Genomic DNA, 16135 nt, shown 5'->3' with positions numbered 1-16135 from the left:
TGGGCGCCTCTTTCCATCACCGGTAGGCCGCGCGCCTGCCCAGCAACGAGGCGACACATGGCGGACAACGGCGCGGCCAACGAACGACTGATCTGGATCGACCTGGAAATGACCGGGTTGGATACCGACAACGATTCGATCATCGAGATCGCCACCGTAGTCACTGACGCCCAGCTCAACGTGCTGGCCGAAGGTCCGGAATTCGCCATCCACCATCCGCTGGAAACGCTGGAAGCGATGGACGAGTGGAACCGCAACCAGCACCGCCGTTCGGGCCTGTGGCAGCGTGTGGTGGACAGCACGGTGACCCTTGCCCAAGCGGAAGCGCAGACGGTGAATTTCCTGGCGCAGTGGATCCCGGCCGGCCTCTCGCCGATGTGCGGCAACTCCATCTGCCAGGACCGCCGCTTCCTGCACCGCCAGATGCCGCGCCTGGAGAAGTACTTCCACTACCGCAACCTGGACGTGTCCACGGTGAAGGAGCTGGCCAAGCGCTGGGCGCCGACCGTGGCCGCTGGCGTTGGCAAGAACAGCAACCACACCGCGCTGAGCGACGTGCACGATTCGATTGCCGAGCTGCGCCACTATCGCCAGTTCATGGGCGCGCTGTCGGGGCTGCCGGTTGCCTGAACAACGACGCCGGGCAGGGCCCGGCGCTACCGGGTGACACGCGAACTGGTAGTGCCGGCCGCTGGCCGGCAATTCAGCGGCCTTCGTGACGTGTATCAGGTTGCCGGCCAGCGGCCGGCACCACCCTCCGTTCAACTCCCTGGCGCTAAGATCAGCGCCATGAACGAGCCCATCCTGCTTCCCCGCGACATTGCCCATGACGCCCGCGACTGGTCTGACCTGCAGCGGGCGGTGGCCCTGCTGGAAGCGCCGACCCTGACCGCGCGCATGGCCAATCTGGTCGGCACGCCGCTGGAGTTCGCGGTGAAGGCGCTGCCCAGCTCGGTCTCCAACCGCATCCACGGCGCGGTGCAGGCGGCGCTGACCAAGTCGGCGCAGGCGGCGCTGTGGAGCATGGACAACACCCCCGGCAAGGGGGCGTCCACCCGCTGGCACAAGCTGGCCGCAGCGACCTCCGGTGCGGTGGGCGGCGCCTTTGGCTTTGCCGCGCTGTTCATCGAGCTGCCGGTGTCGACCACCATCATGATGCGTGCGGTAGCCGACGTGGCCCGTAGCGAGGGGTTCGACCTGTCCGAGTTCAGCACACGCCAGGCCTGCCTGGAGGTGTTCGCGCTGGGTGGCAACTCGCCGCGCGATGACGCCAGCGAGACCGGTTACTACCTGGCCCGTGGCTTCACCACCGATGTGATGCGCCACCTGTCGGCCGAGTTGGCCGGGCGCGTGGTGACCGGCCGCGACCTCACCCTGGGCGTGGCACCGAAGGAAGCCGGCAAGCTGCTGGCAAAGATGGTGGAGAAGGTAGCCGCGCGCTTCGGCGTGGTGGTCACCGAGAAATTCGCCGCACAGGCGGTGCCGATCGTGGGTGCCGCTGCCGGTGCGACGCTCAATACGATGTTCACCGATTACTACCAGGACATGGCGCGCGGCCACTTCATCGTGCGCCGGTTGGAGCGCAAGTACGGCGAAGACGTGGTGCGCACCTGCTATGACCGCGTAGCGCATGGCACGATCAGGATGGAACCCCGCCTGGAGTAGATCCACGCCATGCATGGATGAGCCTTCATGCCAGGCCATCCTTGCCTGCCGGGCACAACTGTTTTGCCACAACACGCCTGTTGCCTTTCGCAGGCGGTCCCCATTCTTGCTGGCACTCCCCCCGCAAGAGATGTCCGCCATGTTGTTCACCTCCCACCGCCTGGGCGCCTTGACCCTGCCCAACCGAATCGTCATGCCGCCGATGACCCGGTCGCGCGCTGCCGACGGCAACGTTGCCACCGCGGAAATGGCCGCCTACTACGCGCAGCGGGCCAGCGCGGGCCTGATCGTCAGCGAAGGTACCCAGATCAGCCCGCAGGGCCAGGGTTACGCCTGGACCCCGGGCATCCACAGTGGCGAGCAGGTGCAGGGCTGGCGCCAGGTGACCGACGCCGTGCACGCTGCTGGTGGCCGCATCTACGCCCAGTTGTGGCACGTGGGTCGGGTCTCGCACGTCGCGCTGCAGCCCGGTGGTGCCGCGCCGGTGTCGTCGTCGGCGCTGCTGGCCGAGGGCGTGAAGGTGTTTGTCGACCCCACCGGCGCCGGCCCGGAAGCGGGCGTGGGCGAGATGATCCAGCACTCGATGCCGCGCGCGCTGGCCGAGGCCGAGATTCCAGGCATCATCGCCGACTACGCGCAGGCCACCCGCAATGCGCTGGCCGCCGGCTTCGATGGTGTCGAGCTTCACGGTGCAAATGGTTATCTGATCAACCAGTTCATCGATTCGCAGGCCAACCAGCGCAGCGACGGCTATGGCGGCTCGCTGCAGAACCGGCTGCGTTTCCTGCGCGAGGTCGTGCAGGCGGTGACTGCAGAAGCCGGTGGTGAGCGCGTTGGCGTGCGCCTGGCGCCGCTGACTACCCTGCAGGGCGCGGTGGACGATACGCCGCAGGCCACCTACCTGGCGGCGGCACACCTGCTGGGCGAGCTGGGCGTGGGCTACCTGCACATCGCCGAGGCCGACTGGGATGACGCACCGCTGATGCCAGTGGCGTTCAAGCAGGCGCTGCGCTTGATCTACCCGGGCACCCTGATCTACGCCGGCAAGTACACCGCCGAGCGCGCCGAGCAGGCACTGGCTGAAGGCTGGGCCGACCTGATCGGCTTCGGTCGCCCGTTCATCGCCAACCCGGACCTGCCGGAGCGCCTGCGTCTGGGGGCGGAGCTGAACCCGCCGGATCGCGCAACGTTCTTCGGCGGTGGTGCGGTCGGGTTCACCGATTACGCGACGCTGGAAGAAAGCGTCGCCGCCTGATCCCGGAGGCTGCCGGCCAGCGGCCGGCACTACCGGTGCGTGGGCCAGCGGTCTGCATTACCAGCATATGGACATGGGGTGGGTGCCGACCGTTGGTCGGCACTCCGGATCAGGGCTTGTCGCGCACCAGCGCGTCGGCCTCGACCACGCCGCCATCCTTGCCATGCAGGTACAGGTGCATGTCCTGCTGCGGATACGGGATGTTGATGCCGGCCTTGTCGAAGCCCAGCTTGAGCTGTTCCAGCAGCGTGACCTTGGTACCGAACCAGTCGGCCGACTTCACGTAGCAGCGGATGCCGAGATTGATCGCGTGCGCGCCCAGCTCGTACACCACCACGTCCGGTGCCGGCGTCTGCAACACGCGCGGGTCGGCCTTCATCAGCGCCAGCGCGGTGTCGCGCGCCAGCTGGATGTTGTCTTCATAGCCGATGCCCACCACCAGTTCGACGCGGCGGGTCGGCTCGGCGGTGAGGTTGATGATCGGCGCAGCGGTGATCAGCGTGTTCGGAATGGTGGTGTGCTGGTTGTCGGCACCGGTGATGACGGTCTGGAAGATGCGCACTTCGCGCACCGTGCCGGTCTGTCCGGCCACTGTCACCACATCGCCCACGCGGAACGGGCGCAGCGTCACCAGCATGACGCCCGAGGCGATGTTGGACAGCGAATCCTTCAGTGCCAGGCCTACCGCCAGGCCGGCGGTGCCAAGCACGGCCAGCAGCGGGGTGATCTGCACGCCCAGCGTGCCGATTGCCAGTACCACCACGATCACCAGCGACGCGGCGTACACCACGTTGCGCAGGAAATTGCCCAGCATCGGGTCCACGCCCATGCGCGCGGTGGCGCGCGGCATTGCATTGGACAAGCGACGTGCCACCCACATGCCGACCAGCAGCACCACGATCGCGGCCAGCAATGGCACGCCGTAGGTCTCCAGCAGGCGTTCCCAATCGAGCGAGTGGAACCAGGGTGTTGCGGCGGGGGCGGGTGGGGCAGTAGCAATCATGCGGGCTCCTTGTCGAACGGGCGCGGCGCTCAAGAACGCCAAGAACTGAAAACCCCGCAGAGGCGGGGTTGCATGCGGGCAGATTATCGGCATCGCAGGATGAACGTGATGTCAGCCGCCTTCGATCAACGCGCCCGTACCCTTGAGCAGCGAGCGGAGTCCTTGTACCAGGTGCGGTTCTACCGTACTGAGCCAGAGGCGGCCGGGCACCAGTTCGTCCAACGTGCAGCCGGGAGTACCTTGCAGTATCGCCGCCAGTGTCTTGCCGGGCGCGACGGACACACCCAACTGCACTGGATTCAGCAGGCTAAGCGGGAAGATGTTGCGGGCCTTGTGCATGCGCACCTCTGGCGGGGCGTCATACCAGATCTGGTTGCGGTCTTCTTCGTCCTGCGGCTGTGTGCCATCGCAGTAGCTCATGATGTAGGCCTGCGGGCTCCGCTCGAAGGGCGGGTGGGTGACGTAGCCAAAGTCCCAGTCATACAGAGCGATCAGCCCCACCAGGAGCTCCCGGAAGGACTGCGGTTCCAGAGGAAAGCGAGCGTCCTTGGAGAACAGAACGAATTCCGTTCCAAGCTCACGACTGGAAGCGAAATCCACTGATGCCGTCAGATCATACGCGGGCGCGTCACTTCCTTTGGGTACAGCGACAACGCTGAGGAGGGTCAGCTCCTTGAAGCTACTGGCCAGAAGTCTTCGATGTGCTGCATTGCCCAGCTTCGCCAACTTGCTACTGTGGCCCTTTCCATCAGACGCAAAGTAGGTGACCTCTACTCCACGCTTTTCGAGCATGGATATAGCCAACTCGTGAAACTTCTGGAAATCCTGCGCTCCTGCCAGTGGGCCGGAGTAGTTGAACAGTCCAAGTGCGAACGGGATGGTCATGGGGCGAACCTTGCCGGCAAGTGATTCCAGTCCTTCCAGTGTGCGTCGGCCATTTCAGGGCGCCTACTGGAATAGTTGCAAATGACATATCGGTCCAGTTGGTCCCCAAAAGCAGAAACCCCGCCGAGGCGGGGTTTCCTTATTCAGCCTTACAGCCGGATCAGCCGTTGGCCTTCAGCTTGGCCAGGCGCAGCCAGGTATCGACCACGGTGTCCGGGTTCAGCGACACCGACTCGATGCCTTCCTGCATCAGCCACTCGGCCAGATCCGGGTGATCGGACGGGCCCTGGCCGCAGATGCCGACGTACTTGCCCTTGGCACGTGCCGACTTGATCGCCATCGACAGCAGCTTCTTCACTGCCGGGTTACGTTCGTCGAACAGGTGCGCGACGATCGACGAATCGCGGTCCAGGCCCAGGCTGAGCTGGGTCAGGTCGTTGGAGCCGATCGAGAAGCCGTCGAAGATCTCCAGGAACTCATCGGCGAGCAGTGCGTTGGACGGCACTTCGCACATCATGATGATCTTCAGGCCGTTCTCGCCCTGCTTCAGGCCGTTCTGTTCCAGCACCTCGATGACCTTGCGGCCTTCTTCCAGGGTGCGCACGAACGGAATCATGACCCACAGGTTGTCCAGGCCCATTTCGTTGCGCACGCGCAGCACGGCCTTGCACTCCAGCGCGAAGGCGGCCGAGAAGCTCGGATCGACGTAACGGCTGGCGCCGCGGAAGCCGATCATCGGGTTCTCTTCGTGCGGCTCGTAGTTGCTGCCGCCGATCAGGTTGGCGTACTCGTTGGACTTGAAGTCCGACAGGCGCACGATCACGGCGTTCGGTGCGACCGAGGCGGTGAGGGTGGCGATGCCTTCGGCCAGGCGATCCACGTAGAAGCTGACCGGATCACCGTAACCGGCGATCTTCTCGTCGATCTTCTTCCTGGTTGCCGCATCCTGGCGGTCGTATTCCAGCAGCGCGTTCGGGTGGATGCCGATGTGGCTGGCGATGATCATTTCCAGACGGGCCAGGCCGATGCCGGCGTTCGGCAGCTGGCCGAAGTCGAAGGCACGTTCCGGGTTGGCCACGTTCATCATGATCTTCAGCGGTGCCGGCGGCATGTTGCCCAGATCGGTGGTGGTGCGCTCGAAGCCCAGCTTGCCTTCGTAGATGAAGCCGGTATCGCCTTCAGCGCAGCTGACGGTGACCAGCTGGCCATCTTCGATGACCTTGGTGGCGTTGCCCGAACCGACCACGGCCGGCACGCCCAGCTCGCGCGCGATGATCGCGGCGTGGCAGGTACGGCCACCACGGTTGGTGACGATGGCCGAAGCGCGCTTCATCACCGGTTCCCAATCGGGATCGGTCATGTCGGCGATCAGCACGTCGCCCGGCTGCACGCGGTTCATGTCGTCCAGCGTCTTGACCACGCGGGCCACGCCCGAACCGATCTTGGCGCCGACGGCGCGGCCCTCGGCCAGCACGTTGCCGCCCTTTTCGGTCAGCGCGAAGCGCTCGATCTGGGTGGCGTGGCTGCGCGACTTCACCGTCTCCGGGCGCGCCTGCACGATGAACAGCTTGCCGCTGACACCGTCCTTGGCCCACTCGATATCCATCGGGCGGCCGTAGTGCTTTTCGATGACCAGCGCCTGCTTGGACAGTTCCTGCACGTCCTCGTCGCTGATCGAGAAGGTGTTGCGCAGTTCGACCGGAGTATCCTCGATCCTGACGCGCTCACCCGGAACATCCGAATACACCATGCGGATCGCCTTGCTGCCGAGCGAGCGGCGCAGGATCGCCGGCTTGCCGGCCTGCAGGGTGGGCTTGTAGACGTAGTACTCGTCCGGGTTGACCGCGCCCTGCACGACCATTTCGCCCAGGCCGAAGGACGAGGTGACGAACACCACGTCGCGGAAGCCGGACTCGGTGTCCAGGGTGAACAGCACGCCGGAGGAACCGACGCCCGAACGCACCATCAGCTGCACGCCGGCGGACAGGAACACGTCCTCATGCTTGAAACCGTGGTGCACGCGATAGGCGATGGCACGGTCGTTGTACAGCGAGGCGAACACTTCCTTGACCTTGTGCACGACGTCGTCGGCACCGGTGACGTTGAGGAAGGTTTCCTGCTGGCCGGCGAAGGAGGCATCCGGCAGATCCTCGGCGGTGGCCGACGAACGCACGGCCACGGCCACGTCGCCGCCGCCATTGTCGGCGCTCAACTGGGCGTAGGCAGTGCGGATGTCCTGGTCCAGCTGCGGCTGCAGCGGGGCATCGATCACCCAGGTGCGGATTTCCTTGCCCGCTGCGGTCAGCGCGTTGACGTCCTCGACGTCCAGCGTGGCCAGCTTGTCGAAGATGCGCTTGGACAGATCGTTGTGCGCGATGAAGTCCTTGAAGGCTTCAGCGGTGGTGGCATAACCGCCCGGCACCGAAACGCCCAGACCGGCCAGGTTGCCGATCATCTCGCCCAGCGACGAATTCTTGCCGCCTACGCGGGCCAGATCGGCCAGACGCAGTTCGTGCAACCACAGGATGTTCTCGTTCAAGCGCGATGCTCCGTTTGGCCATCGCCCGAGGCGGGCTGGAATGGCCGCGTCCGTAGGAAGAAGCCGATATGATGCCGGGCAGAGTACCGTCGGCACAAGCTTGTGCTGGCGGCCTTTTTAGGCTTCGTAGGGGGTAAAAGCGCGCATGTCGACCATCCGTCCGGTGTTCTACGTTTCCGATGGAACCGGTATCACCGCTGAAACCATTGGGCATAGCCTGCTTACCCAGTTCTCCGGGTTCAGCTTCATTACCGACCGCATGTCGTTTGTCGACGACCCCGAAAAAGCGCGTGAAGCCTGCGCCCGGATCCAGGCGGCAGGGGAGCGGTACCAGGTCCGGCCGATCGTGGTGAACTCCTGCGTGGACCAGAGCCTGAGCCTGATCCTGGCCGACAGCGGGGCGCTGATGCTGGATGTGTTCGCACCGTTCATCGAGCCGCTGGAGCGTGAACTGGCCAGTCCGCGCCTGGCCCGGGTCGGCCAGGCCCACGGCATGGTCGATTTCGACACCTACCACCGCCGCATCAACGCGATGAACTTTGCCCTGACCCATGACGACGGCATCGCGGTGAACTACGACGATGCCGACGTGATCCTGGTGGCGGTGTCACGCGCCGGCAAGACGCCCACCTGCATCTACCTGGCCCTGCATTACGGGGTGCGCGCGGCCAATTACCCGCTGACCGACGAAGACCTGGAAAGCGACCGCCTGCCGCCACGTCTGCGCAACTACCGGCGCAAGCTGTTCGGCCTGACCATCGACCCGGACCGGCTGCAGCAGATCCGCCAGGAGCGCCGCCCGAACTCGCGCTACGCAAACCTGGACACCTGCAAGCGCGAGGTGGCTGCGGCCGAGGTGATGTTCCAGATGGAGCGGATCCCGACCCTGAGCACCACCCATACCTCGATCGAGGAGATTTCCAGCAAGGTGCTGGCCACGCTGGGGCTGCAGCGCGAGCTGTATTGATCCTCATCTGGTAGAGCCGGCCGCTGGCCGGCTGGTCGATGAACCCTCGGCCGCGATGCAGGGCTGCCGGCCAGCGGCCGGCACTACCCAGGGGTTGGCTTGCACGTGCGCGCCCCCACGTTGAAGCACCAACGTGTAGGATCGACCCATGGCCCGAGCCTTGCCCCGCACCGAACGCATTCCCCGCCTGAGCCGGCTGAGCTGGCTCATGGGCCTGTACGCGGAAAACTACCGCCATCTGGTGCGTCTGTTCGAACCGGCCGGACTGGTGGCGGGCAGCTACATTTCCTCGATCGGCGACGGCCTGGATGTCCGCCTGGACGTGATCGAGTGCCACCGCTACACGGTGGAACTGCGCCTGACCTACGACCTGGCCGACCCGGTCACCGGTGAGCCGGATCCGTCGGCCTATGTGCGTCTGTACCGTGACGCGCGCCAGGCCGAGACCACCCATTGCTACGTCGGCCGCCGCTGGCAGGACACGATGGGCCTGTATCCGCCGCCGGCGGAGTTGATCAGCCACCGCATGCGGATGAACACCTTCCTCGGCAAGTGGCTGGAATACCTGGCCGAGCGTGGCCACGGTGTCGCCACCCTGCGCCGCGATCCCGACGGCGCCAGTGCGCCTGCCGAGCGTCGCCTGTCGCTGGTGCGCTGATCGGCCATAATCCACGGCTGACCTGCCGCTGGATGCTGCCCCATGCCGTACACCCCGATCGTCGCCACCCTGGGCTACGTGCTGTCGCCTGATCGTCGCCAGGTGCTGATGATCCACCGCAATACCCGTCCCGGTGACCACCACCTGGGCAAGTACAACGGCCTGGGCGGCAAGATCGAAGCGGACGAGGATGTGGCGGCCAGCATGCGCCGCGAGATCGCCGAGGAAGCCGGCATCGACTGCACCGGCATGCGCCTGCGCGGCACCATCAGCTGGCCAGGCTTCGGCAAGCACGGCGAGGATTGGCTGGGTTTCGTGTTCGTCATCGATGGATTCGAGGGCACCCCGCACGGCGGCAACCACGAAGGCACGCTGGAGTGGGTGGACCTGGACAAGCTGGACACCCTGCCGATGTGGGAGGGCGACCGCAACTTCCTGCCGCTGGTGTTCGACGCCGACCCGCGCCCGTTCCACGGCGTGATGCCGTACAAGGACGGGCGCATGGTGAGCTGGTCCTTCAGCCGCCTGTGAGCCGGGAAATCGGGTAGCTGCCAACCTTTGGTCGGCACGCTCTTCTGGCAAATTAATACCCGGGCAATATTGACGGGAGAGAATTACCCGGGCAATATTCGCACATCGCCTCTGATGCCGTTGCCATGCCTGCGTCCCGACTTCCTCCCTTCAGTTGTTTCGACGGCCATCGCCTGGTCGCTTCCGGTACGCCGGAAGTGGCCGCGCTGGCGCTGAAGCAACTGCGTGTCGACAACGCTGCCGGTCCGCTGCTGGTGTTCGACAACGCCACCGGCCGCACCCGTGATTTCGATACGCGTGGCAGCGACGCAGAACTCCTGGCGCGGGTAAACGAAGCGTTTCCCGCCGCCGTGGAGACGGATGCCGACGTCACGGCCGAAGAGGCGCCCGCAACCCCACGTGGCCGTGGCCGCCCCAAGCTGGGTGTGGTCGCCCGAGAAGTGACCTTGCTGCCGCGCCATTGGGCGTGGCTGGCCGAGCAGCCTGGCGGTGCCTCAGTGGTGCTGCGCAAGCTGGTGGAGGCGGCCAGCCGTGCCGGTGCTGACAAGGACCGCCAGCGTCGTGACAGCGAGCGTGCCTATCACTTCCTGCAGACCATCGCCGGTGACCTGCCGGGTTTCGAGGAGGCGATCCGTGTCCTGTTCGCGCATGACCGCGCGGGCCTGGAAGCGGCGTTGCGGAGTTGGCCCGCGGATGTGTGCGCCCACGCTCTGCGCCTGGCCTTCGACGATCCTGCGGACCACGCCGACGGCTGAGCCATCGCGCCGTTGCTGAGCGACGGCGCCACCTGACCGCGGGCCACGGCCTGCTTTCCCTGTGCTTGCTTTGCTGGCGGAAACGCCGGGCAGGGCGGCGCCTTGCCCAGAGAACCCCATGAGCACCCCTGTACATCCGATACCTCCGGCAGCACCCCCGCTGTGGCGCACCTATCTGACCCTGCTGCTGCCGATGCTGCTGACCAATGCGCTGCAGCTGGCCGCAGGCACGCTGGACAACATCTACCTCGGCCATCTGCTTGGCACACAGGCAGTGGCCGCAGCGGCTGCGTTCTTTCCGGTCTTCTTCCTGCTGTTGGCCCTGGTAATGGGCCTGGCGACCGGTGCGATGGTGCTGATCGGCCAGGCCTGGGGCGCGGGCCGCCCGCAGCAGGCACGCGCGGTGGCTGGCAGCGCGGTGGCGCTGATCCTGCTGCTGTCGGTGCTGGTGATGGCTGTGGGCGGCGGCTTCGCGCCACAACTGCTGGTGGCGTTGGGCACGCCGGCAGCGGTCCTCAGTGAGTCCATTGTCTACGCACGCGTGCTGTTGCTGACGGCACCGGTGTTCTTCCTGCTGTGGCTGGCCACTGCGGTGAGCCGCGCGGTGGGCGATGCGAAGACACCGCTGCATGCGCTGCTGCTGGCAACGGTGGTCGGCCTGCTGTGCACGCCGCTGCTGATCCTCGGCTGGGTCGGCCTGCCGCAGCTGGGTTCGGCCAGTGCGGCAGTCTCGGCGGCGTTTGCCTCGCTGCTGGCCCTGGCCTGGCTTATGTGGCGGTGGCAGAGGATGGGGCACCCGTTGGCGCCGGGACGTGAGCTGCTGCGTGCCATCCGTTTCGATGGCGTGCTCATCCGCGCGATGCTGCGCATCGGCGTACCGTCATCGCTGCAGATGCTCAGCCTGGCCATTGCCGAAATCGTGTTGCTGGGCTGGATCAACCGCTACGGCTACACGGCCACGGCCGCCTACGGTGCGGTCAACCAGTTGATGAGCTGGGTGCAACTGCCTGCGATGTCGCTGGGGATCACCGCCACCATCCTCGCGGCGCATGCGATGGGCGCGGGGCGTACGGCACGGCTGCCCGCCATCGCTCGCACCGGTGTGCTGCTTGGGCTGGCGATGCTGAGCGTGGTGGTGCTGCTGGTGATGGCGCTGGCGCCCTGGCTGACCGGGCTGATTCTGGCGGCCGCAGAGGTGCGCGAATTGGCCGCATCGCAGCTGCGCACGGTGGTATGGGGCGTGCTGGCGATGGGGGGCAGCACGGTGCTGGTCGGAGTGATGCGAGGCAGTGGCACGGTGATGTTGCCAGCGTTGCTGGGCATGGCGGCGGTACTGCTGCTGGAGCTGCCGCTGGCGGTGTGGTTGCAGGCGCGGCATGGGCTGCCGGGGCTGTGGTGGGCGTGGCCGTTGGGACTGGTGGCCATGCTGGTGATGCAGGTGTTCTGTTTCGCGCGTTGGCGGCGCCGGGTGCAAGGCGGGTAATACCGGCCGCTGGGCGGCAACCCGGAATGGTCCGGGCAGCCGGCCAGCGGCCGGCGCTACCACCCCGCCGGCGCGGCGCCCGGGCGGCGGGGGCGGCCGCGCTCCCGCCCCCGCCCCCCCCGCGCGGCCCCCCCCCCCCCCCCCGCGCCCCCCCCCCCCCCCCCCCCCCCGGCTCTACCACGCGGCCGGATCGTCGCCGTCGCGGCGGCTGCGGTGGGCCGGCCACTGGTGATGCAGGTGTTCTGTTTCGCTCGCTGGCGGCGGGTGCGGGCTGGGTAGTGCCGGCCGCTGGCCGGCAACGCGGAACGGCCGGGGCAGCCGGCCAGCGGCCGGCTCTACCACTTCAGCGCCGCTGTGCAAGCAGCAGATGGAAGTGCTTTTCGCGGATCTGGCCGTCATTGCCGGCTGCGGATTCCCGGTGGCTGCGCCAGGCCGAGACGCGGAAGCCCGACACACGCAGCGCCAGCTCCACCGCGTCCAGCTCATGCAGTTGGAAGTCGGCAGCAAATGGCAGGCTGCGCATGAAGCTGGCGTCGCCAAAGGCCAGGCACAGGCGGCCGCCCCGGCGCAGCACCCGCGCCAGCTCGTCCAGCACCGGCGCCAGGTTCGGCCAGAAGTACAGGGTGTTGACCGCCAGCGCGGCATCCATCGCGGCATCGGCGACCGGCAGCGCATGAGCGTCGCCGTGTCGCATCGCGGCACGCTCGGCCAACCCGGCGCTGGCCAGGCGCTGGTTGCCGGCCTCGACCATGGCGGTGGACAGCTCAATACCCAGATAGTGGCTGTCGGTGGCCTGCAGCATCAGCGGCGCGAAGGCCGCATTGCCGGGGCCGATCTCCAGGACCCGTTCGCCAGTACCGACGGCCAGCAGCCCGATCGCGGCCAGGTTGAGTGCGCCGTTGCTGCGGTTCATCGAGTCGGCCACCGCCAGCGCGGCCTCGCCATGGGGCTGCCGCAGCTGTGCGGCCAGAGTGGGAGCATCCAGCATCATCATCGTCCGTTGCAGAGTTTCGGACGTGGCGGCGGCGGGTCCGCCGGTGACCATAGCGCCGACCTTGTGGCTTGGGAAGTAGGGAAACCCCGCTTCGGGGTGATGAGGAAATGTCCAGCGTCGCAGTCGGTGAGATCTGGTTGTCCACAGGGGGTGTGGATTACGCGTGGGCAACTTTGTGGATAAGCCGCGACAGGCGCCACTCCCCTAGGCTGTCAAGATGGGTGGCGAAAAATTCACCGCCGGTGAGGACAGGTGAGGGAGCGGTGAAGGCTGGGGCCTGCCAACGCTGTCGCCAGCGGCGGCGCTCGCGGTAACCTGTGGGCCTTGATGCTCCGTGAGACTCCATGAAACGTCACTTCTCGATGCTGCGCGAATTCCAGCTGGCCGACTGGTTCACCCTGGCCAATGCTTTCTGCGGCACCGGTGCGGTCTTTGCCGCAATGCGCTTCCTGCAGGACGGCGAGCGCGGCTACCTGCTGTTCGGCATGGCGTTGATCCCGCTGGCTTTCATTTTCGACGCCCTCGACGGGCGCATCGCGCGCTGGCGCAAGTCCAGCTCCACCCTGGGCCGCGAGCTGGACTCGCTGTCCGACGTGATCTCCTTCGGTGTGGCCCCGGCGGCGCTGGCCTACGCCTGCGGCATGCAGGGCGGCTGGGACTGGCTGGTGCTGAGCTATTTCGTCTGCTGCGGCGTCAGCCGCCTGGCGCGCTACAACGTCACCGCAGAGGCGCTGGCCGGCGACGAGGGCAAGGTCGCGTATTTCGAGGGCACCCCGATCCCGACCAGCCTGGTGCTGGTGATCGTGCTGGCGATCGCCGCCGGTACCGATGCCATCGGCCAGAACATCTGGTTCGGCCAGTGGCAGATCGGCCCGTGGCAGCTGCACCCGATGGTGTTGTTGTTCGCCTTGTCCGGGTCGCTGATGATCAGCAAGACCCTGCGCATTCCCAAGCCATGAGCCAGCCCTGCGGAGGCCTGCGATGACCAGCTCGGCCCACGACGCCGGCAGCAGCGATTTCGAGACCCTGGCCCGGCAGTACTTCGGCGCCTGGGGCGATGCCCTGCGCCACGCCAGCACGCCCGGTGCGCCGGCAGGTGACGACCCCGGCAGCTGGCAACGGCTGTTCGACTGGTGGGGCCAGCTGTTGCCCGAGCAGGGGCAGGGCGCGCCGGAAGATGCCGTGCGCCGCTTCCGCGAACAGGCGGGCAGCTGGTACGGAACCATGCAGGAAGTGGCCGCGCGTTTCGCCGGCCGCGACGCCAGCAGTGCCGACGTGGCACAAGCCTGGCGCGAGGCGGTGCAGGGGCAGGGCGACGGCATGCTGCAGTGGATGCTGCAGGGCGCCCGTGGCAGCACCCACGCTGGCGCCGCTGTACCGGAGTTTGCCGCCTGGCTGCAGCAGTTCCAGCTGCAGGCCGGTCCGTGGCTGCAGAGCCCGGCGTTCGGGCCCGGCCGCGAGCACCAGGCGCGCTGGCAGGCGCTGCTGCGGGCGCAGGAGGAATACCAGCAGCATTCACGCGCCTACGTCGATCAGATCAAGCAGGCACTGGACGAGGCCTTCGCGCTGTTCGAGCAGCGTCTGGCCGAGCACGAGCAGCCCGGCAGCCAGCTGACCAGCGCCCGCGCGATGTTCGACCTGTGGATCGAAGTGGCCGAGGAGGCCTACGCCAAGGTCGCCATGTCCGAGCCGTTCCAGCAGGTATACGCCGCGCTGGGCAACGCGCAGATGCGGCTGCGCGCCGGCCTGCAGCGCGAGGTGGAACAGATGAGTGAACGGATCGGCCTGCCGACCCGCAGTGAGATGGACGCCGCGCACCGCCGCATCGCCGAGCTGGAGCGCAGCCTGCGCCGCCTGCAGGCACAGGTGGTGGCCATGGCCGGTACGGGCGAGGTCGATCCGGTGGCACAGCCGGCGCCGGCGAAGGTGAAGCCGGTCGCGCGCAAGGCCGCGAAGAAGGCCGCGCCGGCAAAGAAGGCGGCTGCGAAAAAGGCGCCTGCGAAAAGGGCTGCACCAAAGGCAGCGCCCCGTACTTCCACGCGGACGCGTGACCGATGAAAGGACCGCTGGGCTTCAACGCCGATGACCTGATGCAGGAAACCCTGGCCATGCAGCGCAAGCTGATGGAAGGGCTGAAGCTGCTGCCGCAGGTGGAAGACGTGGACTATGGCGTCACCGCCCGCGAGGAAGTCTGGCGCGACGGCAAGGTGGTGCTGTACCGCTTCGTCGGCGAACAGGCACCGACCCGGCGCACGCCGTTGCTGATCGTCTACGCGCTGGTCAACCGGCCGTACATGGTCGACCTGCAGGCCGATCGCTCACTGGTGCAGAAGCTGCTGGCGCTGGGGCAGGACGTCTACGTGCTGGACTGGGGTTACCCGGATCGCTCGGAGCGCTTCCAGACCCTGGAGGACTATCTGCTGCGCTACATCGATGGCGCGGTCGATGCGCTGCGCGCGCGCATTGGTGGACCGGTCGACCTGCTCGGCATCTGCCAGGGCGGCGTGTTCGCGCTGTGCTACGCCGCGCTGCGCCGGCAGAAGCTGGGCAAGCTGATCACCATGGTCACCCCGGTCGATTTCCACACCGCCGACAACATGCTCTCGCACTGGGCGCGGCAGGTGGATGTGGACCTGTTGGTTGACACGCTGGGCAACATCCCGGCCGACCTGATGAATGCCAGTTACCTGATGCTCAAGCCGTTCCGCCTGAACGTGCAGAAGTACTTCGGCCTGCTCGACATCCTCGATGACAAGGCTGCGCTGGAGGATTTCCTGCGGATGGAGAAGTGGATCTTCGATTCACCGGACCTGGCCGGCGAGGCGTTCCGCGACTTCATCAAGCAGTTCTACCAGGGCAACGGGCTGATGAACGGCACGGTGCGGATCGGCGAAGAGGCGGTGGATCTGTCGAAGGTGACCCTGCCGGTACTGAACATCTACGCCGAGCAGGACCATCTGGTGCCGCCGGATGCCTCGCGCGCGATGCGTGGACGCCTGGGCACCGAGGATTACACTGAGTCCAGTTTCCGTGGCGGCCATATCGGCATCTACGTGTCCGGTCGCGCGCAGCGCGAAGTGCCGGCCACGATCGATGGCTGGCTGAAAGCGCGCGACGCGTAAAGCCGGTTTCTTTTTTTTTGTAGAGTCGAGATCCTATGTTCGTGGTCAAGCCTGCTGGAAGCAGGCTTGACCCACCTTCAGCATGGCCGGATCGAAGTCCCGGCCGCTTTTGAAGACACCCCAGGCGATCCTGGCCAGCTTTCTGGCCAGGATGTTGAAGACGGCGGTGCTGGGGTGACCGCGTTTTGACAGCTCGTCGTAGAGCGGTTGCCCCCGACGACACCGCTTGAGCCCCATGGCGGCCATGTAGAGCATCTGGCGCAGCACTGGCGCGCCCT

Annotated in this window: 15 protein-coding genes and 1 pseudogene; 11 read left to right on the top strand and 5 right to left on the bottom strand. The window is 66.5% G+C overall.

Annotation, left to right across the window (positions count from 1 at the left end; all coding sequences use genetic code 11):
• The first annotated feature begins 57 nt into the window (after positions 1 to 57).
• From orn to V3B48_RS16025, 3 genes are all read left to right on the top strand, one after another.
• Positions 58 to 630, top strand: a complete 573-nt coding sequence (orn, locus tag V3B48_RS16035; protein ID WP_107431636.1) for an oligoribonuclease — start codon at positions 58 to 60, stop codon at positions 628 to 630.
• Positions 631 to 789: 159 nt separating this feature from the next.
• Positions 790 to 1665 (top strand): EcsC family protein, encoded by an 876-nt coding sequence (locus V3B48_RS16030; protein WP_049398216.1) that lies wholly within the window; start codon positions 790 to 792, stop codon positions 1663 to 1665.
• Positions 1666 to 1804: 139 nt separating this feature from the next.
• Positions 1805 to 2920, top strand: coding sequence for an alkene reductase (locus tag V3B48_RS16025; RefSeq protein ID WP_329894060.1), 1116 nt, complete (start codon positions 1805 to 1807; stop codon positions 2918 to 2920).
• A 109-nt stretch (positions 2921 to 3029) separates the two neighbouring features.
• Here V3B48_RS16025 and V3B48_RS16020 read toward each other — a convergent pair whose 3' ends face one another.
• The 3 genes from V3B48_RS16020 to ppsA form a co-directional block, all read right to left on the bottom strand.
• Entirely contained in the window at positions 3030 to 3923 is an 894-nt protein-coding gene (locus tag V3B48_RS16020) for a mechanosensitive ion channel domain-containing protein (RefSeq protein WP_049462143.1), read from the bottom strand.
• 111 nt (positions 3924 to 4034) lie between these two features.
• Complete coding sequence (locus V3B48_RS16015) at positions 4035 to 4808, bottom strand: hypothetical protein (protein ID WP_049462144.1); 774 nt, start codon at positions 4806 to 4808, stop codon at positions 4035 to 4037.
• 160 nt (positions 4809 to 4968) lie between these two features.
• Positions 4969 to 7347: a phosphoenolpyruvate synthase gene (gene ppsA, locus V3B48_RS16010; RefSeq protein WP_049422443.1), complete on the bottom strand. Its 2379-nt coding sequence runs from the start codon at positions 7345 to 7347 to the stop codon at positions 4969 to 4971.
• A gap of 145 nt (positions 7348 to 7492) precedes the next feature.
• On the opposite strand from ppsA, the gene V3B48_RS16005 reads away from it, so the two are divergent.
• The 5 genes from V3B48_RS16005 to V3B48_RS15985 all read left to right on the top strand — a co-directional run bounded on the left by V3B48_RS16005 (position 7493) and on the right by V3B48_RS15985 (position 11741).
• Entirely contained in the window at positions 7493 to 8314 is an 822-nt protein-coding gene (locus V3B48_RS16005) for a pyruvate, water dikinase regulatory protein (protein ID WP_006452040.1), read from the top strand.
• Between the two features lie 148 nt (positions 8315 to 8462).
• Complete coding sequence (locus V3B48_RS16000) at positions 8463 to 8972, top strand: DUF1249 domain-containing protein (protein ID WP_032130357.1); 510 nt, start codon at positions 8463 to 8465, stop codon at positions 8970 to 8972.
• Positions 8973 to 9014: 42 nt separating this feature from the next.
• Entirely contained in the window at positions 9015 to 9503 is a 489-nt protein-coding gene (locus tag V3B48_RS15995) for an 8-oxo-dGTP diphosphatase (RefSeq protein ID WP_049462146.1), read from the top strand.
• 125 nt (positions 9504 to 9628) lie between these two features.
• A complete protein-coding gene (locus tag V3B48_RS15990; protein WP_125893944.1) occupies positions 9629 to 10258 on the top strand; it encodes a DUF2239 family protein in 630 nt (209 codons plus the stop codon).
• Positions 10259 to 10376: 118 nt separating this feature from the next.
• Positions 10377 to 11741: an MATE family efflux transporter gene (locus V3B48_RS15985; protein ID WP_329894059.1), complete on the top strand. Its 1365-nt coding sequence runs from the start codon at positions 10377 to 10379 to the stop codon at positions 11739 to 11741.
• Positions 11742 to 12084: 343 nt separating this feature from the next.
• Here the strand turns inward: V3B48_RS15985 and V3B48_RS15980 are convergent, their stop codons facing one another.
• Positions 12085 to 12735 carry a class I SAM-dependent methyltransferase gene (locus tag V3B48_RS15980; protein WP_049398211.1) on the bottom strand — a complete coding sequence of 217 codons (651 nt, stop codon included), beginning with the start codon at positions 12733 to 12735 and terminating at the stop codon, positions 12085 to 12087.
• Between the two features lie 344 nt (positions 12736 to 13079).
• On the opposite strand from V3B48_RS15980, the gene V3B48_RS15975 reads away from it, so the two are divergent.
• The 3 genes from V3B48_RS15975 to phaC are packed head-to-tail and all read left to right on the top strand — an operon-like array spanning position 13080 to position 15857.
• Positions 13080 to 13694, top strand: coding sequence for a CDP-alcohol phosphatidyltransferase family protein (locus V3B48_RS15975; RefSeq protein ID WP_032130352.1), 615 nt, complete (start codon positions 13080 to 13082; stop codon positions 13692 to 13694).
• A gap of 22 nt (positions 13695 to 13716) precedes the next feature.
• On the top strand, positions 13717 to 14793 hold the full coding sequence (phaE, locus tag V3B48_RS15970) for a class III poly(R)-hydroxyalkanoic acid synthase subunit PhaE (RefSeq protein ID WP_049398210.1): 1077 nt from the start codon (positions 13717 to 13719) through the stop codon (positions 14791 to 14793).
• A complete protein-coding gene (gene phaC / locus V3B48_RS15965; protein ID WP_329894058.1) occupies positions 14790 to 15857 on the top strand; it encodes a class III poly(R)-hydroxyalkanoic acid synthase subunit PhaC in 1068 nt (355 codons plus the stop codon). Before phaE ends, phaC begins: the two co-directional genes overlap by 4 nt.
• 45 nt (positions 15858 to 15902) lie before the next feature.
• Here the strand turns inward: phaC and V3B48_RS15960 are convergent.
• A pseudogene (locus tag V3B48_RS15960) lies at positions 15903 to 16135 on the bottom strand (IS110 family transposase); the annotation flags it as partial.

The sequence above is a fragment of the Stenotrophomonas sp. SMYL20 genome (assembly GCF_036320045.1).
Classification (GTDB): Bacteria; Pseudomonadota; Gammaproteobacteria; order Xanthomonadales; family Xanthomonadaceae; genus Stenotrophomonas; species Stenotrophomonas maltophilia_A.
Note: the sequence above shows the minus strand (reverse complement) of the source record. Positions and strands in the feature narration are given on the sequence as shown.

Excerpts from the sequence above, each read along its gene's own strand:
- orn (WP_107431636.1), top strand. The coding sequence starts at position 58 with ATGGCGGACAACGGCGCGGCCAACGAACGACTGATCTGGATCGACCTG.
- V3B48_RS16025 (WP_329894060.1), top strand. The coding sequence starts at position 1,805 with ATGTTGTTCACCTCCCACCGCCTGGGCGCCTTGACCCTGCCCAACCGA.
- V3B48_RS16015 (WP_049462144.1), bottom strand. The coding sequence starts at position 4,808 with ATGACCATCCCGTTCGCACTTGGACTGTTCAACTACTCCGGCCCACTG.
- phaE (WP_049398210.1), top strand. The coding sequence starts at position 13,717 with ATGACCAGCTCGGCCCACGACGCCGGCAGCAGCGATTTCGAGACCCTG.
- V3B48_RS16030 (WP_049398216.1), top strand. The coding sequence starts at position 790 with ATGAACGAGCCCATCCTGCTTCCCCGCGACATTGCCCATGACGCCCGC.
- V3B48_RS15980 (WP_049398211.1), bottom strand. The coding sequence starts at position 12,735 with ATGATGATGCTGGATGCTCCCACTCTGGCCGCACAGCTGCGGCAGCCC.
- phaC (WP_329894058.1), top strand. The coding sequence starts at position 14,790 with ATGAAAGGACCGCTGGGCTTCAACGCCGATGACCTGATGCAGGAAACC.
- V3B48_RS16020 (WP_049462143.1), bottom strand. The coding sequence starts at position 3,923 with ATGATTGCTACTGCCCCACCCGCCCCCGCCGCAACACCCTGGTTCCAC.
- V3B48_RS16005 (WP_006452040.1), top strand. The coding sequence starts at position 7,493 with ATGTCGACCATCCGTCCGGTGTTCTACGTTTCCGATGGAACCGGTATC.
- V3B48_RS15985 (WP_329894059.1), top strand. The coding sequence starts at position 10,377 with ATGAGCACCCCTGTACATCCGATACCTCCGGCAGCACCCCCGCTGTGG.
- V3B48_RS15995 (WP_049462146.1), top strand. The coding sequence starts at position 9,015 with ATGCCGTACACCCCGATCGTCGCCACCCTGGGCTACGTGCTGTCGCCT.
- V3B48_RS15990 (WP_125893944.1), top strand. The coding sequence starts at position 9,629 with ATGCCTGCGTCCCGACTTCCTCCCTTCAGTTGTTTCGACGGCCATCGC.
- V3B48_RS16000 (WP_032130357.1), top strand. The coding sequence starts at position 8,463 with ATGGCCCGAGCCTTGCCCCGCACCGAACGCATTCCCCGCCTGAGCCGG.
- V3B48_RS15975 (WP_032130352.1), top strand. The coding sequence starts at position 13,080 with ATGAAACGTCACTTCTCGATGCTGCGCGAATTCCAGCTGGCCGACTGG.